12 protein-coding genes and 1 pseudogene are annotated in these 16,480 nt (G+C 72.8%); 3 read left to right on the forward strand and 10 right to left on the reverse strand.

The window, feature by feature from the left end; translation table 11 throughout:
• Position 1 precedes the first annotated feature (1 nt).
• Positions 2 to 1,270 carry a pyruvate dehydrogenase (acetyl-transferring) E1 component subunit alpha gene (gene pdhA / locus ACH47Z_RS14210; RefSeq protein ID WP_399073523.1) on the reverse strand — a complete coding sequence of 423 codons (1,269 nt, stop codon included), beginning with the start codon at positions 1,268 to 1,270 and terminating at the stop codon, positions 2 to 4.
• A 607-nt stretch (positions 1,271 to 1,877) separates the two neighbouring features.
• On the opposite strand from pdhA (ACH47Z_RS14210), the gene ACH47Z_RS14215 reads away from it, so the two are divergent.
• Entirely contained in the window at positions 1,878 to 2,894 is a 1,017-nt protein-coding gene (locus tag ACH47Z_RS14215) for a phosphotransferase (RefSeq protein ID WP_399073727.1), read from the forward strand.
• Positions 2,895 to 2,983: 89 nt separating this feature from the next.
• Here the strand turns inward: ACH47Z_RS14215 and ACH47Z_RS14220 are convergent, their stop codons facing one another.
• On the reverse strand, positions 2,984 to 4,636 hold the full coding sequence (locus ACH47Z_RS14220; RefSeq protein WP_399073524.1) for a protein kinase: 1,653 nt from the start codon (positions 4,634 to 4,636) through the stop codon (positions 2,984 to 2,986).
• Between the two features lie 344 nt (positions 4,637 to 4,980).
• On the opposite strand from ACH47Z_RS14220, the gene ACH47Z_RS14225 reads away from it, so the two are divergent.
• Positions 4,981 to 6,615, forward strand: coding sequence for a protein kinase (locus tag ACH47Z_RS14225; RefSeq protein WP_399073525.1), 1,635 nt, complete (start codon positions 4,981 to 4,983; stop codon positions 6,613 to 6,615).
• A gap of 129 nt (positions 6,616 to 6,744) precedes the next feature.
• Here ACH47Z_RS14225 and ACH47Z_RS14230 read toward each other — a convergent pair whose 3' ends face one another.
• Positions 6,745 to 7,287, reverse strand: a complete 543-nt coding sequence (locus tag ACH47Z_RS14230) for a bacterial proteasome activator family protein (RefSeq protein WP_399073526.1) — start codon at positions 7,285 to 7,287, stop codon at positions 6,745 to 6,747.
• Between the two features lie 174 nt (positions 7,288 to 7,461).
• Between ACH47Z_RS14230 and ACH47Z_RS14235 the strand changes: the two genes are divergently transcribed.
• Complete coding sequence (locus ACH47Z_RS14235) at positions 7,462 to 8,160, forward strand: hypothetical protein (RefSeq protein ID WP_399073527.1); 699 nt, start codon at positions 7,462 to 7,464, stop codon at positions 8,158 to 8,160.
• 166 nt (positions 8,161 to 8,326) lie between these two features.
• Here ACH47Z_RS14235 and ACH47Z_RS14240 read toward each other — a convergent pair whose 3' ends face one another.
• The 7 genes and pseudogenes from ACH47Z_RS14240 to pdhA (ACH47Z_RS14270) all read right to left on the reverse strand — a co-directional run bounded on the left by ACH47Z_RS14240 (position 8,327) and on the right by pdhA (ACH47Z_RS14270) (position 16,342).
• Positions 8,327 to 9,307 carry an NAD(P)H-quinone oxidoreductase gene (locus tag ACH47Z_RS14240; protein WP_399073528.1) on the reverse strand — a complete coding sequence of 327 codons (981 nt, stop codon included), beginning with the start codon at positions 9,305 to 9,307 and terminating at the stop codon, positions 8,327 to 8,329.
• 72 nt (positions 9,308 to 9,379) lie between these two features.
• A pseudogene (locus ACH47Z_RS14245) lies at positions 9,380 to 10,342 on the reverse strand (potassium channel family protein).
• Positions 10,339 to 11,688 (reverse strand): molybdopterin molybdotransferase MoeA, encoded by a 1,350-nt coding sequence (locus ACH47Z_RS14250; protein ID WP_399073529.1) that lies wholly within the window; start codon positions 11,686 to 11,688, stop codon positions 10,339 to 10,341. The pseudogene ACH47Z_RS14245 and the gene ACH47Z_RS14250 overlap by 4 nt, the downstream one beginning before the upstream one ends.
• Positions 11,685 to 12,617, reverse strand: coding sequence for an NTP transferase domain-containing protein (locus tag ACH47Z_RS14255; protein ID WP_399073530.1), 933 nt, complete (start codon positions 12,615 to 12,617; stop codon positions 11,685 to 11,687). Before ACH47Z_RS14255 ends, ACH47Z_RS14250 begins: the two co-directional genes overlap by 4 nt.
• 127 nt (positions 12,618 to 12,744) lie before the next feature.
• Entirely contained in the window at positions 12,745 to 14,187 is a 1,443-nt protein-coding gene (locus ACH47Z_RS14260; protein ID WP_399073531.1) for a dihydrolipoamide acetyltransferase family protein, read from the reverse strand.
• Positions 14,187 to 15,191: an alpha-ketoacid dehydrogenase subunit beta gene (locus ACH47Z_RS14265; protein WP_399073532.1), complete on the reverse strand. Its 1,005-nt coding sequence runs from the start codon at positions 15,189 to 15,191 to the stop codon at positions 14,187 to 14,189. The genes ACH47Z_RS14260 and ACH47Z_RS14265 overlap by 1 nt, the downstream gene beginning before the upstream one ends.
• The gene (pdhA, locus tag ACH47Z_RS14270; protein ID WP_399073533.1) at positions 15,188 to 16,342 is read right to left on the reverse strand and encodes a pyruvate dehydrogenase (acetyl-transferring) E1 component subunit alpha; all 1,155 of its coding nucleotides are present in this window, start codon (positions 16,340 to 16,342) and stop codon (positions 15,188 to 15,190) included. The genes ACH47Z_RS14265 and pdhA (ACH47Z_RS14270) overlap by 4 nt, the downstream gene beginning before the upstream one ends.
• Positions 16,343 to 16,480: the final 138 nt, after the last annotated feature.

A 16,480-nucleotide genomic window follows, 5' to 3' on the forward strand; every position in this document is an offset into this window, starting at 1 on the left:
CTCAGCGACCCCCTTCAGCTGCGTCCGCGAACGACGCCTGGTAGGCGGCGAACTGCGCTCGCTCCTCGTCGACGAGCGCGTGCCCGTCCGCGTACACGTTCTCGAAGATGGCGAAGTGGTCCGGGTCGGGCATGGCACGGACCGCTTCGCGCACTCGTTTGCCCAACGCCTCGGACTCGGTCTCGAGTTCCGCGAAGAATCCATCGTCCGCGTGGTTTGAGGTCTCCAGGTACCGGCGAAGGCGCAGGATCGGGTCCTTCGCCTCCCAGGCCAGGCGCTCCTCGTCGCCCCGGTAGCGGGTGGGGTCGTCGGAGGTGGTGTGGGCGCCCATGCGGTAGGTGTACGCCTCGACCAGGGTGGGGCCCTCGCCGTTGCGGGCACGCTCCAGGGCCCACTTGGTGACCGCGAGGCAGGCCAGCACGTCGTTGCCGTCCACGCGCACGCCCGGGAAGCCGAAGCCCTGCGCACGCTGGTAGAGCGGCACGCGGGTCTGCTTCTCGGTCGGCTCGGAGATCGCCCACTGGTTGTTCTGGCAGAAGAACACCACGGGGGCGTTGTAGACCGCGGAGAAGGTGAACGATTCAGCCACGTCGCCCTGGCTGCTCGCGCCGTCGCCGAAGTAGGCGATCACCGCGCTGTCCGCGCCGTCCTTGGCGATGCCCATCGCGTAGCCGGTGGCGTGCAGCGTCTGGGAGCCGATGACGATCGTGTACAGGTGGAAGTTGTTGCTGTTGGGGTCCCAGCCGCCGTTGTTCACGCCGCGGAACATGCCGAGCAGGTTGGTCGGGTCGACGTCGCGGCACCAGGCGACCCCGTGCTCGCGGTAGGTCGGGAAGACGTAGTCGTCGTCGCGCAGCGCCCGGCCGGAGCCGATCTGGGCGGCCTCCTGGCCCAGCAGGGAGGCCCACAGACCCAGCTCGCCCTGGCGTTGCAGGGCGGTGGCCTCGGCGTCGAAGCGACGGGTGAGCACCATGTCGCGGTACAGGCCGCGCAGGTCTTCGGGGGTGATGCCGGCGACGTAGGCGTCGTACTCGGCGTTCTTGACCCGCTTGCCCTCGGGCGTCAGGAGCTGTACGAGCTCGGGCTCGGCGCTCTTCTTCGCGCGCGTGGCGCGGGCGGGGGTGGTGCGGGTGCGCTTGGTGCCGGTGGCTCCGGACGCGGTCCCGGCCTTGCCGGATTTCGTCCCGGTGCCGGTCCTGCTGCCGGTGGTGCCGGCCTTGCCTGCGGCGCTGCGTCGCGGCTGGCGCGCGGCACTGCTGTCCACGGTCACGTGTGCTCCTCCGTCGTTCCGGCCCCCGGGGTTGCCGGTAGGCCAGTGCGGCTCACCTGTTTCGACCACCGGGCACGGGGTGGGTGCCACTCGGCCGGGAACAGGCGTGACAGGTGCCCCGGCGAGCGCCCTGCAACCATCACGTTACCCAGAGGTCCACATTTCTGTGAAACCCCATCTGACCTGCGACTTTGCTTGGATTTCCAAGTAAATTCGAGCCGAAGTGGAAGCGTGCTGGTCACAGCCTTGCGAAAGGCCGGAGCATGCGCACGTTATCCCGCGCACCCAGGTCACGGGAAGAGTTTGTGTGGGAGACCGCGCCCGTGCGCGAAGACGGAAAAATCACCGTTTTCCTCCTCGATGACCACGCGGTCGTGCGCCGGCCACCCCGCCAATCCCCGAACTGATCGGCGAGCGGTTGCATCTCGCAGAGAAGACGATCAAGAATTACGCAGGCGAAAAGAGCGGAAGCAGCGGAACTCTCTGATAAAGCCCGCCATGTGACCGAAAGCGACCACCAGCGACTGCTTGTGACAAGCCCCAGCTCGCGGCCCCTTTTTCGTGCCCTACCATCTGCGGCGTGCCGCGCTCATGTGTACCACCCCTCGTGCCCCATGCGCCCCCTCTGGGCGACTTGCTCCGCCTGTACTCCGCCGGTACCGCGCTCACCTGTGAACCGGTCATGCAAGGCCTGCTCAATCGCGGCTACCGGCTGTGCACCACTCGCGGCCGCTATTTCCTCAAGCACCATTTCGACCCCGACACCGCCGACCCGGCCGCCATCGAGCGCCGCCACCGGGCCACCCAGCGCCTGGCCGCCCTCGGCGTCCCCGTCCCCGTGCCGCTCGCGCACCGCGAGGGCCGTACGGTCGCCGTCGTCGGCGGCCACGCCTACGCCCTGCACCCCTGGATCGACGGCAGACACCGCCACGGCGGCCAGCTCACGCGCGCGGAGAGCGCACGGCTCGGGGCAGTCCTGGGCGCCGTACACGCCTGTCTGGAGCGGGTGATGCCACCCAAGGGGCGCACGCGCCCGGCCACGAGCCCCCATCCCGTGGAGAGCGCCGACCCGGCCGACACCTTCGACCTCATCGACGCCCTGCTCCGCCATGTCCGGCGCCAGCGCCCCGCCGACGCCTTCGACGAACTGGCCCGGCACCGGCTCCTGGAACGCCGCGCCCTGCTGGAGCAGCACGCCGGCCGGCGCCCTCCGCGCGGCGGCTCGGTGGGCTGGGTGCACGGGGACTTCCACCCGTTCAACCTGCTCTACAAGGACGACATGCCCGCGGCCATCGTCGACTGGGACCGGCTCGGCGTGCAGCCCCGCGCGGAGGAGGCCGTACGTGCCGCCGTGATCTTCTTCGTCCGGCCCGCGGGCGCGCTGGACCTGCCGAAAGTACGCGCCTACGCGCGCGCGTACCGGCGCGCGGCCCGGGCCACGCCCTCGGAGCTGGCGGCGGCCGTGCACCGGGTGTGGTGGGAGCGGCTGAACGACTTCTGGATGCTGCGCTGGCACTACGAACGCCGTGACACGCGCGCGGACTGCCAGTTCCCGGCCGCGTCGGCGCTCGTGGTGTGGTGGACGCGCGAGTACGACGCCGTCTGCGACGCGTTCACCGGCTGACGGAGCCCGCCCGCCCCCGGAAGCTCCCGGAGCCGGTCCGGCTCACGGAGACCTCACGGAGACGCCGTCGCGGGCGTCGTACGGGTCCTTCAACCAGTGGGGGCGCCCGGGACGCCGGCCGTCGCGCCCGTGCCGGTCGTGCCACCCGTGTCCGTGCCGGCGTTGGTGGTACCGCCGGTGTCGGTGCCGCCGTTGGTCGTACCGCCCGTATCCGTGCCGCCGTTGGTGGTACCACCGGTGCCGGTACCGCCGTTGGTCGTACCGCCGGTGCCCGTGGACTGCGACGGCGAGGTCTGCGGGTCCGTCGGCTTTTCGGTCGGGGCGGTCTGCGACTGCGTCGGGGTGTACGACGGGGTGTAGCCGGAGCCGCCCGAGGTCGAGTCCGACCCGTTCTCCGTACTGGGGTCCGTGGGCTGGTCGGTGGTGCTGTCCGACGGGCTCGGGGAGCCCGTGTCGTCCGTGGCGGACACCGAGGGCGTCGTCGTGTGCTTGGTGTCGCTGCCACCGCTGCTGCCGCTGCCCGCGTTGTTCAGCGCCAGCGCGACGCCCGCCGCGATCGCGATCACCGCGAGGACGGCGACGATCCACAGCTTGCCGCGGCCGCTGCCCTCGTTGCCGTGCCCGTCGAAGCCGCCGTCGTCGCCGTTGCCGTAACGGGAGGGCAGGATCGGCTGGGGGATCTGCGCGGTGCCCGCCCCGAAGTCGCCCGGGTGCTGCATCGCGGTCGTCCTGGTGAAGCCGCCCGCCGGGGTGTGCCGACCGTCGTGCGCCTCCACCGGGCCGGTGTTCCAGGTGCCGGTGTGGCCGCCCGCCTCGTAGAGCATCTGCAGGCCGTACTGGATCAGCCCGCGCATCTCCTCGGCCGTCTGGAACCGGTCGTCCGGCTCCTTGGCGAGCGAGCGCATGACCAGGCCGTCCAGCTCGGGCGGGCAGCCCCCGTCGCCGACCTGGGACGGCGGCACCGGCATGTCCTGAACGTGCTGGTAGACCACCGACAGCGGGGTCTCACCGGTGAACGGGGGCCGCAGCGCGAGCAGTTCGTACAGCAGGCAGCCGGTCGCGTACAGGTCGGAGCGGTGGTCGACGGCCTTGCCGAGCGCCTGCTCCGGGGAGAGGTACTGCGGCGTGCCCATGACCATGCCGGTCTGCGTCATCGTCGTGGACGCGCCGTGCAGGGCGCGGGCGATGCCGAAGTCCATGACCTTGACGGCGCCGCTGTGGGTGATGATCACATTCGCCGGCTTGATGTCACGGTGCACGATGCCATGCTGATGCGAGTAGGCAAGGGCTTCCAGCACGCCCGAGACGATGATCAGGGCCTGCTCGGGGCCCGGCGCCTCGGCGTTCATCAGCAGGTCCCGGATGGTGCGGCCCTCGACCAGCTCCATCACGATGTACGGCACGGACTGGCCGCCCACGAAGTCCTCGCCGGAGTCGTACACGGCGACGATCGCGTGGTGATTGAGACCGGCGACCGACTGGGCCTCACGCGTGAAGCGGGCCTTGGAGACCGGGTCCTCGGCCAGGTCGGCGCGGAGCAGCTTGACCGCGACGGTCCGGCCCAGCCGGACGTCCTCGGCGGCGAAGACCTCGGCCATGCCGCCCCGGCCCAGCCGGTGGGTCAGCCGGTAGCGGCCGTCGCCGACGAGCCCCCCGTTGCCCCACATCTCCGGCGCGTCCGACATGCCGCCGCCAGTCGCCTCGGGGTCGGACGGGCCCTGGGCGCGCTGCGTCTGTGCCATCAGTCCTCGCCGTCGTTTCTGCCCGCGGTGCGCGCGGTGTTGTCACGGTCTCCGTCGGCCACGCTACAGCCTCCGTGGGGGCCGCCGGTCCGGAACGGGCACCCGGACCAGCCACGAGCGTGACCGGCCATGAAACCCGTAGCACGCGCTGTCGTGCAAATTCTGTGTGCTGGTCGTACGCCCCCTGTAACGCTTGCGCGACGCTTCTTGCGCGTACGGTCACGGAACGGGCACCGAGCTTGACGTGTCAGTGCCCTGGGGCAGACTTGGCCGGGAATGACACATTCGATCAAGGCCCATGCGATGAGCGAAGGCGCCGGACGGCCGGTGGGGGACGGGGAGAGATGAGCCAGGACGGCGCACATGGCCGGTACGCGGGACAGGCCCTGGCCGGCGGCCGCTACCAGCTGCGGGATCTGCTCGGCGAGGGCGGCATGGCCTCGGTGCACCTGGCCTACGACGCGGTGCTCGACCGCCAGGTCGCGATCAAGACACTCCACACCGAGCTGGGCCGGGAGCAGGCCTTCCGCGAGCGCTTCCGCCGCGAGGCCCAGGCCGTGGCCAAGCTCACGCACACCAACATCGTCTCGGTCTTCGACACCGGCGAGGACGATCTCGGCGGCACGGCGATGCCGTACATCGTCATGGAGTACGTCGAGGGCCGCCCGCTGGGCTCGGTCCTCGAGGCGGACATCCGGCAGTACGGCGCGATGCCCGCCGACAAGGCGCTGAAGGTCACCGCCGATGTGCTGGCGGCGCTGGAGATCAGCCACGAGATGGGGCTGGTCCACCGCGACATCAAGCCGGGCAACGTGATGGTGACCAAGCGCGGCGTGGTCAAGGTCATGGACTTCGGCATCGCCCGCGCCATGCAGTCCGGGGTCACCTCGATGACCCAGACCGGCATGGTCGTCGGCACCCCGCAGTACCTCTCGCCCGAGCAGGCCCTCGGCCGCGGTGTGGACGCCCGCTCCGATCTCTACTCGGTCGGCATCATGCTGTTCCAGCTGGTCACCGGGCGGCTGCCGTTCGACGCGGACTCGCCGCTGGCGATCGCGTACGCGCATGTGCAGGAGGAGCCGGTCGCGCCCTCCTCGATCAACCGTTCGCTGCCGCCCGCGGTGGACGCGCTGGTCGCCCGCGCGCTGAAGAAGAACCCGAACGAGCGCTTCCCGACCGCCGAGGCCATGCGCGACGAGTGCCTGCGCGTCGCCGCCTCCTTCCAGGCGGCCGCGCCGAGCATCGTGCCGGGCGCGGGTCCGCAGGTGAGCGGCTCGGGCGTCGGCTCCGCGGTGTTCCCGCCGGTCGACCAGACCGCGCAGGCCGCCCCCGGCCCGGTGCAGACGCCGTACCAGCCGGGCCCGTACGGCGCGCCGCAGACGCCCGCTCCGGCCTACGGCTACCCGCAGCAGGGCGGCTACCAGACGCCGGCCCCGGCGGGCTACGCCCCGCAGGCGCCGACCCCGCCGCCCTACGGGGTCGCGCCCCAGACGGCCGCGCAGCCGTCCGGCGCGGGCGGTTCCGGTGGCGGCAAGAGCAACAAGCCGGTGATCATCGGCTCGATCGCGGTGTCGCTGGCCGCGGTCATCGGCCTGATCGTCGCGCTGACCGTGAACAGCGGCGGGAGCGACGACAAGGGCGGCAGCGGCGGGGCGAGCGCCTCGGCGTCCTCCTCGCACCAAGCGGGCTACCGCGGCCCGGACACCACCCGCGTCATCGACAAGACCAAGTGCACCGAGCCGACGGAGTCCTACGACGACCCGAAGAAGGTCACCCTGCCGGACTTCCGCTACAAGGACATCACCTCGGTGAAGGCGTGCCTCCAGGCCGCGACCTGGAAGTACGACGTCAAGCGCGTGCCCGACAACACCTGGGGCGACGGCACGGTGCTGAACCAGTTCCCCACGCAGGGCACGGACGTCGACCCGAAGAACCCGGGCACCATCGAGCTGAGCGTCTCCACGGGCAATCCCTCCTGAAAACGCCACGAGCGGGAGGACGTTGACCCGTCCGTGGGCTCCCTCCGCACAAGGCCTCCGCGCAAGGCAAGGCCCGGCACATCGCGTGCCGGGCCTCGGTCGTTGCAGATTCGACTGTGCAGGTAGGGCTTACAGGTACGGCCCGCCCGCGCGGCCGCCGGGGTGGTGGTCGTCGCCCTCGTGGCCCGTCACACCGGGCGGGAGAGCGCGGCGCATCTGCTCCAGCTGGGCCCGCGCGGCCATCTGCTGGGCGAACAGCGTCGTCTGGATCCCGTGGAAGAGGCCTTCGAGCCAGCCCACCAACTGCGCCTGGGCGATCCGCAGTTCCGCGTCGCTCGGGGTCGCGTCGTCGGTGAACGGCAGCGAGAGCCGCTCCAGCTCCTCGACCAGCTCCGGCGCCAGGCCGTCCTCCAGCTCCTTCACCGAACTGCGGTGGATCTCCTTGAGCCGGACCCGGCTCGCCTCGTCCAGCGGAGCCGCGCGCACCTCCTCGAGGAGCTGCTTGATCATGCTGCCGATCCGCATGACCTTGGCCGGCTGCTCCACCTGCTCCGTCACCGGGATCTCGCGGGAGTCCTCGTCCCCGTTGACGCCGCCGAGTGCCATCCCGTCCTGGCCCACGACGAGGATCTGGGGATTCTCCGGCGATCGTTCGTTCCTCGGCATCTCCATGCCGCCATTCTCTCGCACCCGTACACCTCATCACCGTGGTGCCCCCTCCTGGGCCTGATCCACCGTTTGGACCCGACGGAGCATTATGAAATGCCCTTTTTGTCAATGAATGTGAGGGTTATTCCCGTCGGTCATCCATCCATCACGCCATCCGGGCTCCGGGAGGTCACCCACGTGGCTCCATGGCTGCGACTCGCACTCCGCTCCGTACGGCTGCTGCTCGCCCTCACGGTGGCGGCCCTGCCGGCGTACGGCGCCGTCACCGCGTACGCCCCGGCCGCGCAGGCCGCCGAGCCCGGTCCCGGGACCTCTGCCGGTCCGGACCGCTCCGGCTTCCTCGCACACAGTGACCGTGGCTCCCCCGCCGCCGGTCCCTCGCTACTCCCCATGCCCTCCGACTCCGCCTCCGCCTCGTACCGCCCGCCGGCCGCCGAGCCCAGCCGGGCGGGCAGTCTGGCCGGCGAGGGGCGGCGGCGGCCGGGCCGGACGGACGGGCCCGCGGCCGAGGTGGAGGGCAACGACACCCCCGTACCCACCCGGGCACCCGCCTCCGTCCGCCCGGAGGAGCCGGAGACCACCGACCTGTCGACCGCGGCCCTGCCGACCGCAGGCCTGTCGACCGCGGCCCTGCCGACCGCAGGCCTGTCGACCGCGGCCCTGCCGACCGTCGCGCCCACGGCCCCGGCCGCCACGGACGAGGCCGGTCTCGACGCCGCGCGGCCCCCGCACCGGCCGCCCGCCCAGAACGCCGCCCAGAAGAGCGAGGGCGCGGGCGGGCCGGTCCTGCAGATCCTCCCGCTGGGCAGCGGCCTGGTCCTCATCGGCCTCGGCCTGGGCCTGGCCTTCCTGGGGCTGAGAATCCGCAGGAGCTGAGCGGCCGGGATCCGGTCGGGGACGCGCCGTCACGGCTAGGGCTGAACGGCCCGCGTGTCCGCCGTGGCTGCGGGCAGCCTGCCTCCCCCGAGCTCTGGTGGGCGCAGGGACTCCCGCCCGGCACCAGCGCGGGGCGTCGGTCGAGCCCGTGAGCGAACCGGCCGGGTTACGGCGCCACCAGCAGCACCTTGCCGACGTGGCCGCTGGCCTCGACCACCCGGTGCGCCTCGGCCGCCTGCGGCATGGGCAGCTCGCGGTCCACGACCGGGCGGACGTGCCCGGAGGCGAGCAGGGGCCACACATGCTCGCGTACGGCGGCCACGATGGCCGCCTTCTCGGTCAGCGGACGGGCCCGCAGCGAGGTCGCGCTGACCGCGGCCCGCTTGTTGAGCAGGGTGCCGATGTTCAACTCGCCCTTCGCACCGCCCTGCAGGCCGATGATCGCGAGGCGTCCGCTGACGGCGAGGGCCTGGATGTTGCGGTCCAGGTACTTGGCGCCCATGTTGTCGAGGATGACATCGGCGCCCGCGCCGCCCGTGGCCTGCTGCACCTCGGCGACGAAGTCCTGCTCGCGGTAGTTGACGAGGATGTCCGCGCCCAGCTCGGCGCAGCGCTCCAGCTTCTCCTTCGTCCCGGCGGTCACCGCGACCTTGGCGCCGACGGCCTTGGCGAGCTGGATCGCCATGGTGCCGATGCCGCTGGAGCCGCCGTGCACGAGCAGCGTCTCGCCGGGCCGCAGGTGGGCGATCATGAAAACGTTGGACCAGACCGTGCAGACCACCTCGGGCAGCGCGGCCGCCCGCGTAAGGTCGACGCCCTCGGGCACGGGCAGCAGCTGACCGGCCGGTACGACGACCTTCTGGGCGTAACCGCCGCCCGCGAGCAGCGCGCACACCGGGTCGCCGACGGCCCAGCCGGAGACTCCGGTGCCGAGCGCGGCGATCCTGCCGGAGCACTCCAGGCCGGGGTAGGGGGAGGCGCCGGGCGGCGGGTTGTAGAAGCCCTGCCGCTGCAGGATGTCGGCACGGTTGACGGCGCTGGCCACCACCTCGACCAGCACCTCGCCCTCGCCGGGCACCGGGTCGGGGACCTCCGCCCACACCAGCGCCTCGGGACCACCAGGTTCGGGAATCGTGATCGCATGCATGCCGGTGACGCTACTCCCCAGACGTGCGCTCTCCGGGGCAGGCCCGCACGGGTCTTGCCGTCGCCGGGCCGGTCAGTCGCGGGCCAGGGGCCGGATCCCCGGGGACACGCGGACGATCGTGATGAGCCGGTCGGTCAACTGCAGGGTGCCGACGGCCGGGTCGTCGTAGCCGAGCACCCGGTGCCCGCGGACGACGCTCACCACGAGGTCGTCGGTCTCGCGCGGCCGCTTGCCCACCTCGCCGCGGACCACCGGCCGTTCGACGAGGTCCAGACCGCTGCCCTGCTGGATCAGGTCCTCCTTGACCATGCCGGCGGCGGGGCTGAGCACGGACAGGCCGAGCAGCCGGCCGGCCGCGCCGGCACTGGTGATGACCGCGTCGGCGCCGGACTGTTTGAGCAGCGGGGGTTCTCCTCCTCGCGCACGGCGGCCACGATCTTCGCTCCCCGGTTGAGCTGGCGGGCCGTCAGTGTGACGAGGACGGCGGTGTCGTCGCGCTGCGGGGCCACGATGATCTGCCGGGCCTTGTGCAGTTCGGCCCGCTTGAGCACATCACTGCGGGTGGCGTCACCCATGACCCCGGCGTAGCCCTCGGCGGTCGCCGTGTCGACGGCCTTGGCGCTGGGGTCGACCACGACCACCTGTTCCTTCCTCAGCCCGGTCGCGCACACGGTCTGGATCGCCGACCGCCCCTTGGTGCCGAAGCCGATGACGACGGTGTGGTCACGCAAGGCGTTCCTCCAGCGACTCAAGCGCCGACCGGGGTGATGTCGCCGTAGCCCGTGGTGGAGAGCGTGACGGTCGCGTAGGAGAACGCGTCGAGCAGGTCCACCAAGCCGTCGGCGTTGTCGTTGTAGCCGTCGTGGTCGGCGTAGACGATCAGCGCCGTGGCGACCAGCACCAGCAGGGCCATGAGCAGCCGTCTGACGACCCGGCGGATCGGCGCTCCACCACTTTCCTCGGGAGTTTCACCCGATGGGTCACCAGATGTTCGCCCGCCTGGCGGGCTATGGCGTCACGGCCCGGACGTTTCACGTGAAACACACCCCGATCCCGCCGCTCGCCCATGGCAGGTCCAGCAGCTCCGCCTCCGCACCCTGCCGCGCCCCGCCGGGTGGTACGACGGCCAGCGCGTCGGCGGCGGCGACACCGCGGAGCATGGCCGGGCCGTTGTAGTGCAGCGGTACGGCACGGTCGCCGCGCAGCACCACGGGGATGAGCCGGGTGTCGTACGGGTGCCCCTGGATCGCGTCCGTGAGCGGCAGCGCGTACGGCTCGGGGGCCGGGTGGGCGGCGAGGGTGCGCAGCAGCGGTTCGGCGAGCGTGAGCAGGCCGGAGACGGCCGCGAGGGGGTTGCCGGGCAGGCCCACGAGGTGCTGGTCGTCCTTGGTGCGGGCCATCAGCATGGGGTGGCCCGGGCGCACCTTGACGCCGTCGACGAGGAGTTCGGCGCCGATGCGCTCCAGCGTGGGATGGACGTGGTCGACGGGTCCGGCCGCGGTGCCGCCGGTGGTGACGACGAGGTCGGCCGTGGAGCCGGTGATCGCCCGGTGCAGGGCCTTGGCGTCGTCGCCGATCCGGCGCACCGCGACGACCTCGGCGCCGAGCGCGCGCAGCCAGGGCGGCAACATGGGGCCGAGCGCGTCCCGGATCAGCCCGTCGTGCGGCAGGCCCTCGGTCAGCAACTCGTCGCCGAGGACCAGGACTTCGGCACGCGGACGGGGTACGGCGGTGACGGCGTCGTATCCGGCGGCCGCGGCGAGTCCGAGGACGGCGGGGGTGACCAGGGTGCCGACGGGCAGCAACTGGTCGCCGCTGCGGCACTCCTGGCCGCGCGGGCGGATGTCCTGGCCGTGCGCCAGGTCCCGGGCGGCGTGCAGCCGGCCCTGTGCGTCGGTACGGCCGTGCTCGCTGCGCAGCACCGCGGTGGTGTCGGCGGGGATGCGGGCGCCGGTCGCGATGCGCACGGCCTCGCCGTCGGTGAGCGGCTCGTGCTGGGTGTGCCCGGCAAGCACGCCCTCGTCACGCACCTGCCAGGGGCCCGGTCCGGCGACCGCCCAGCCGTCCATCGCGGAGGTGTCGAAGGAGGGCAGGTCGGTGAGGGCATCGAGAGGGGCGGCCAGGGCCAGGCCGAGGGCGTCGCCGAGCGGCACGGAGACGGGGGCGCGCCGGGGGCCGGTGCGCGCGGCGCGGGCGGCGATCTCGCGCGCCAGGTGCCAGGGGGTGGCCCGATGCCGTTCGCCGGGTGATTCGGGCGACGGAGCGGGAGCGTGGCCCGCGCTCTCGGGCCTGGGCTCTCTCACGAGGGCAAGGGCCTCCTCGAGGTCGAGGTCGTCGCTGTCCTGCGCGGGCGCCCCGGGCCGGGTTCCGTGGGCGGTCATCCGGCGTCCGGGGTGCTCGGGCCGCCGCCGCTCGCGTTCCCGCCCCCGTTGTTCTCTTTCCCGCCCTCGCCGCTCTCTTCCTCCCAGCGCAGCGCCAGCGCGGCGGCCTTGCGGGCGGCCTCGGCGACGGCCTCGGGGCCGCCCTTGCCCTGGGCAGCGGCGTAGCCGACGAGGAAGGTGGTCAGCGGGGCGGCGGGGCGGGCCACGCCGTGCGCGGCGTCCCGGGCCAGGTCGAGCAGGACACCGGTGTCGACGTCGAGGTCGATGCCCAGCTCGTCCTTGACTGCGGAGATCCATTCATCCAACACGTGTCCATGCTCCCTGATGCGTGCCCTGGCGTCGGCGATGTCGTCCCAGGTGTCGCAGTCGAAGGACGCGAGCGGGTCCGGGACACGGGTGAGGCGGAGGGCGCCGGTGAGCCGGCGCAGGGGTAGCCCGGTCAGGCCGTCGGGCCCGGCCGCGAGGGCGGCCAGTTCACGGCGGAGCGTGCCGGTGCGGTAGGCGGCCACGAGCGGCTGATCGCGGCCGCCCGCGTCGGTGAGCAGCGCGCCGTCGGCGCCGCTGTCGCACAGGGCAGTCAACAGGCGCTGCAGGGTGGCCGGTTCGAGGAAGGGCAGGTCAGCGGAGAGCACGACGGCGTACTCGGCGGTGGTGCGGCACAGGCCGGCCTCCAGCGCGGCGACCGGTCCGGCGCCGGGCGGCTCCTCGCGCGCCCACAGCACCGGCCGTGCGGTGGGCCGCCGGTCCGCCACGACGACCGTCGTACGGGCGCCCGCGCAGGCCGTGAGCACCCGGTCCAGCAGCGCCCGGCCACCGACCCGCACCCCGGGCTTGTCGGCCCCGCCGAGCCGCCGGGCGGCGCCGCCGGCCAGCACGACGGCGTCGTACGGCACGGGCGCCTGGGGGGCGGCAGGGGCGTTGTCGCTCATCCCCCGAGTATGTCCCGGGCGGGCCCGCTTCTATGCGCCGGGCGGGTGCCCCGACGGCGCCTCGCGGGTGCCACGGGGCTCCGCGTTCGTCTCTGCCGCGGGGCCCTTCGTCCGGGCCCCGCGGGGGTCACAGCGTGCGCAGGAGCACCGCCGGCTGCTCCACGCAGTCCGCCACGCACCGCAGGAAGCCGCCCGCCGTGCCGCCGTCGCACACCCGGTGGTCGAAGGTGAGCGACAGCTGGACGACCTGACGCACCGCCAGCTCACCCTCGTGCACCCAGGGCTTGGGGACGATACGGCCGACACCGAGCATGGCCGCCTCGGGGTGGTTGATGATCGGTGTGGAGCCGTCGACGCCGAAGACCCCGTAGTTGTTCAACGTGAAGGTCCCGCCCGTGAGTTCCCCGGGCGTCAGCGTCCCGGTGCGGGCCGCCTCGGTGAGCCGGGCGAACTCGGCGGTGAGCGACTCGGCATCGCGCGCATGGGCGTCCCGCACGACCGGTACGACCAGCCCGCGTTCGGTCTGCGCGGCGAATCCGAGGTGCACCTGGCCGAGCCGGACGATCTCGCGGGCCTCGGTGTCGACGAAGGAGTTCAGCTCCGGGAACCGGGCGAGCGCGGCCGTGCAGATCCGGGCGAGCAGCGCGAGCAGGGAGATCTTCGGCCCCCCGGCGGCGTTCATCGCGGCACGCGCGCGCATGAGTTCCGTCGCGTCGGCGTCGACCCAGCAGGTGGCGTCCGGGATCTCCCGGCGGCTGCGGGACAGCTTGTCGGCAACGGCTCCGCGAACGCCCTTGAGGGGGATGCGGGTGCCTGCGGCGCCTGTGGCCGATGAGGTGGGAGCGGGCGGGGTCGTGAGAGCGGAGGGCGCCACGGTGGGCGCCTCGGTCGTACGGCTGCCCAGGGCTGCCTCGGCCCGTAGTACGTCCTCGACGTCCGCGCGCAGGATCAGCCCGTCCGGGCCCGAGCCCGCCAGCTGCCGCAGGTCCACGCCGCCCTCCCGGGCGAGCTTGCGCACCAGCGGGGAGATGACAGGCACCGGGCCTTCGGCGTGGAGTGCGGGCACGCGTGCGTGGGCCGTTCCGCTGGAGGCCGGGGTTCCGTCCTGCCACGCCGCTTCGGTGAACGCCGGGGCCGCGCCCCGCTGCCCGGTCCGCCATGTCCCGGGCGGCGCACTCGCGGCGGAGGCGCCGTCTCCACCGGTCCTGCCGTTCGCGCCGCCGCGTGCCACCGGCGTCGACCGCACCCTTCGCCGCCGGGCCGGCGCTTCCGAGGTGCCGTAGCCGACCAGGACGTTGCCGGAGCCCTCCGGCCGCGCCGCCGGTTCACCCACGGCCACCGTCAGTAGCGGTGCCCCGACGGGCAGTTCGGTGCCCTCCTCGCCGAAGCGGGCGGTGACCACGCCGCCGTAGGGACAGGGCACCTCGACCATGGCCTTGGCCGTCTCGACCTCGACGACCGGCTGGTCGACGGCGACGACGTCACCGACCTCCACCAGCCAGCGGACGATCTCCGCCTCGGTGAGCCCTTCGCCGAGGTCGGGAAGCTTGAACTCCAGCACCTGTGCCATCAGCCCTCGGCCTCCCACTGCAGCCGGGCCACGGCGTCCAGGATGCGGTCGACGCCGGGCAGGTGGTGCCGCTCCAGCATGGGCGGCGGGTAGGGCAGGTCGAAGCCGGCCACGCGCAGCACCGGCGCCTCCAGGTGGTGGAAGCAGCGCTCGGTGATCCGGGCCGCGATCTCGCCGCCCGGTCCGCCGAACCCGGTGGACTCGTGGACGACGACCGCGCGTCCGGTGCGCCGGACGGACGCGCAGACCGTCTCGTCGTCGAACGGCACGAGGGAGCGCAGGTCGACCACTTCCAGGTCCCAGCCCTCGGCCCGCGCCGCCTCGGCGGCCTCCAGGCAGACCGGCACGGAGGGGCCGTAGGTGATGAGGGTGGCACTGCGGCCCTGGCGGCGGACGACCGCCCGCCCGATGGGCTCGACGTCCGTGGGGTGCTCGGGGTTCCAGGAGTCCTTCGACCAGTACAGGCGCTTCGGCTCCAGGAAGACCACCGGGTCGTCAGAGGCGATCGCCTGGCGCAGCAGGCCGTAGGCGTCGGCGACGGTCGCGGGCGTGACGACGTGCAGGCCCGGCGTGGCCATGTAGTAGGCCTCGGAGGAGTCGCTGTGGTGCTCGACGCCGCCGATGCCGCCGCCGTAGGGGACGCGGACGGTGATCGGCAGCGGCATCCGGCCGCGCGTGCGGTTGCGCATCCGGGAGACGTGGCTGATCAGCTGCTCGAACGCAGGGTAGGCAAAGGCGTCGAACTGCATCTCCACCACCGGGCGCAGGCCGTACATGGCCATGCCGACGGCGGTGCCGAGGATGCCGGCCTCGGCGAGCGGGGTGTCGGTGCAGCGGTCCTCGCCGAACTCCTTCGCGAGGCCGTCGGTGACCCGGAAGACACCACCGAGGGTGCCGACGTCCTCACCCATGACGTGCACGGTGGGGTCGGCGGCCATCGCGTCGCGCAACGCGCGCGTGAGGGCCTGCGCCATGGTGGCGGGCTTGACGGCGACGGTGGTCATCGAGCGCCGCCTTCCCGCTCGCCGTGCTGCTCCTGCTCGGCTTCCAGCTCGGCCATCAACAGGGCGCGCTGTTCGCGAAGTTGGGCGGTGGTCTCGGCGTAGACGTGGTCGAAGAGGTCCATGGGGTTCAGTTCGGGGTCCCGGTTCATGCGTTCGCGCAAGGAGGCGGCCATGTCCTCGGCGTCCTGACGGACCGCTTCGCGGCCGGCCTCGTCGAGCAGCCCGCGCGCGGTCAGCTCCGCCCCCAGCAACTCGATCGGGTCATGGGCGCGCCAGGCCTCGACCTCGGTGTCGCCGCGGTAGCGGGTGGCGTCGTCGGCGTTGGTGTGGGCGTCGATGCGGTACGTCACCGCCTCCACCAGGGTCGGGCCGCCGCCCACGCGCGCGTGCCGTACGGCGTCGCAGAGGACCTCGTGCACGGCCGCGGCGTCGTTGCCGTCGACCAGCCGGCCCGGCATGCCGTACCCGACGGCCTTGTGGGCCAGGGAGGGCGCGGCGGTCTGCTTGGCGAGCGGGACGGAGATGGCGAAGCCGTTGTTCTGCACGAGGAAGACGACCGGGGCCTGCCAGACGGCAGCGAAGTTCAGCGCCTCGTGGAAGTCGCCCTCGCTGGTGCCGCCGTCGCCGACCAGGGCGAGCGCGACCACGTCGTCGCCCTTGAGGCGGGCGGCGTGCGCGAGGCCGACGGCGTGCGGCAGCTGGGTGGCCAGCGGGGTCGAGAGGGGGGCCACCCGGTGGGCGTGCGGGTCGTAGCCGGAGTGCCAGTCGCCGCGCAGCAGCGTGAGCGCTTCGACGGGGTCGACACCGCGCGCGACGACGGCGAGCGTGTCGCGGTAGCTGGGGAAGAGCCAGTCGCGCTCTTCCAGGGCCAGCGCGGCGGCGACCTGGCAGGCCTCCTGGCCGGTGCTGGAGGGGTAGACGGCGAGGCGGCCCTGCTTGGTGAGCGCGGTGGCCTGCGTGTTGTAGCGGCGGCCGCGCACCAGCTGGGCGTAGAGCCGGCGCAGCAGGTCCGGGTCGGCCTTGGCGGCCGCCTCGGTGCCAAGGACGCGATAGGGCTCGGCGTCGGGCAGCAGCGGCGCGGGGTCCATGCGGGGCTGCCAGGCGGGCGGCGGGGATGGCCGGTACGCGCCCCGCTGCTCCATGACCGTCATGACGGCACCTCCTCGTGGGAGCGGCTACGGGAGACGCGTCGGCTGTGACCCGCCTCACCTACCGATTGTTCGGTCGTCGGCACATTTTGGCTACAGGCACCTCCAGGCTGTGGACAAACGGTTCTCCACAGCCTGGAA

Source organism: Streptomyces sp. NPDC020192 (assembly GCF_044388685.1).
Lineage (GTDB): Bacteria > Actinomycetota > Actinomycetes > Streptomycetales > Streptomycetaceae > Streptomyces.

Coding starts and splice junctions, on each gene's coding strand:
- ACH47Z_RS14220 (WP_399073524.1), bottom strand. CDS start 4,636: ATGGCACAGACGCAGCGCGCCCAGGGCCCGTCCGACCCCGAGGCGACT.
- ACH47Z_RS14225 (WP_399073525.1), top strand. CDS start 4,981: ATGAGCCAGGACGGCGCACATGGCCGGTACGCGGGACAGGCCCTGGCC.
- ACH47Z_RS14230 (WP_399073526.1), bottom strand. CDS start 7,287: ATGGAGATGCCGAGGAACGAACGATCGCCGGAGAATCCCCAGATCCTC.
- ACH47Z_RS14240 (WP_399073528.1), bottom strand. CDS start 9,307: ATGCATGCGATCACGATTCCCGAACCTGGTGGTCCCGAGGCGCTGGTG.
- ACH47Z_RS14250 (WP_399073529.1), bottom strand. CDS start 11,688: ATGACCGCCCACGGAACCCGGCCCGGGGCGCCCGCGCAGGACAGCGAC.
- ACH47Z_RS14255 (WP_399073530.1), bottom strand. CDS start 12,617: ATGAGCGACAACGCCCCTGCCGCCCCCCAGGCGCCCGTGCCGTACGAC.
- ACH47Z_RS14260 (WP_399073531.1), bottom strand. CDS start 14,187: ATGGCACAGGTGCTGGAGTTCAAGCTTCCCGACCTCGGCGAAGGGCTC.
- ACH47Z_RS14265 (WP_399073532.1), bottom strand. CDS start 15,191: ATGACCACCGTCGCCGTCAAGCCCGCCACCATGGCGCAGGCCCTCACG.
- pdhA (WP_399073533.1), bottom strand. CDS start 16,342: ATGACGGTCATGGAGCAGCGGGGCGCGTACCGGCCATCCCCGCCGCCC.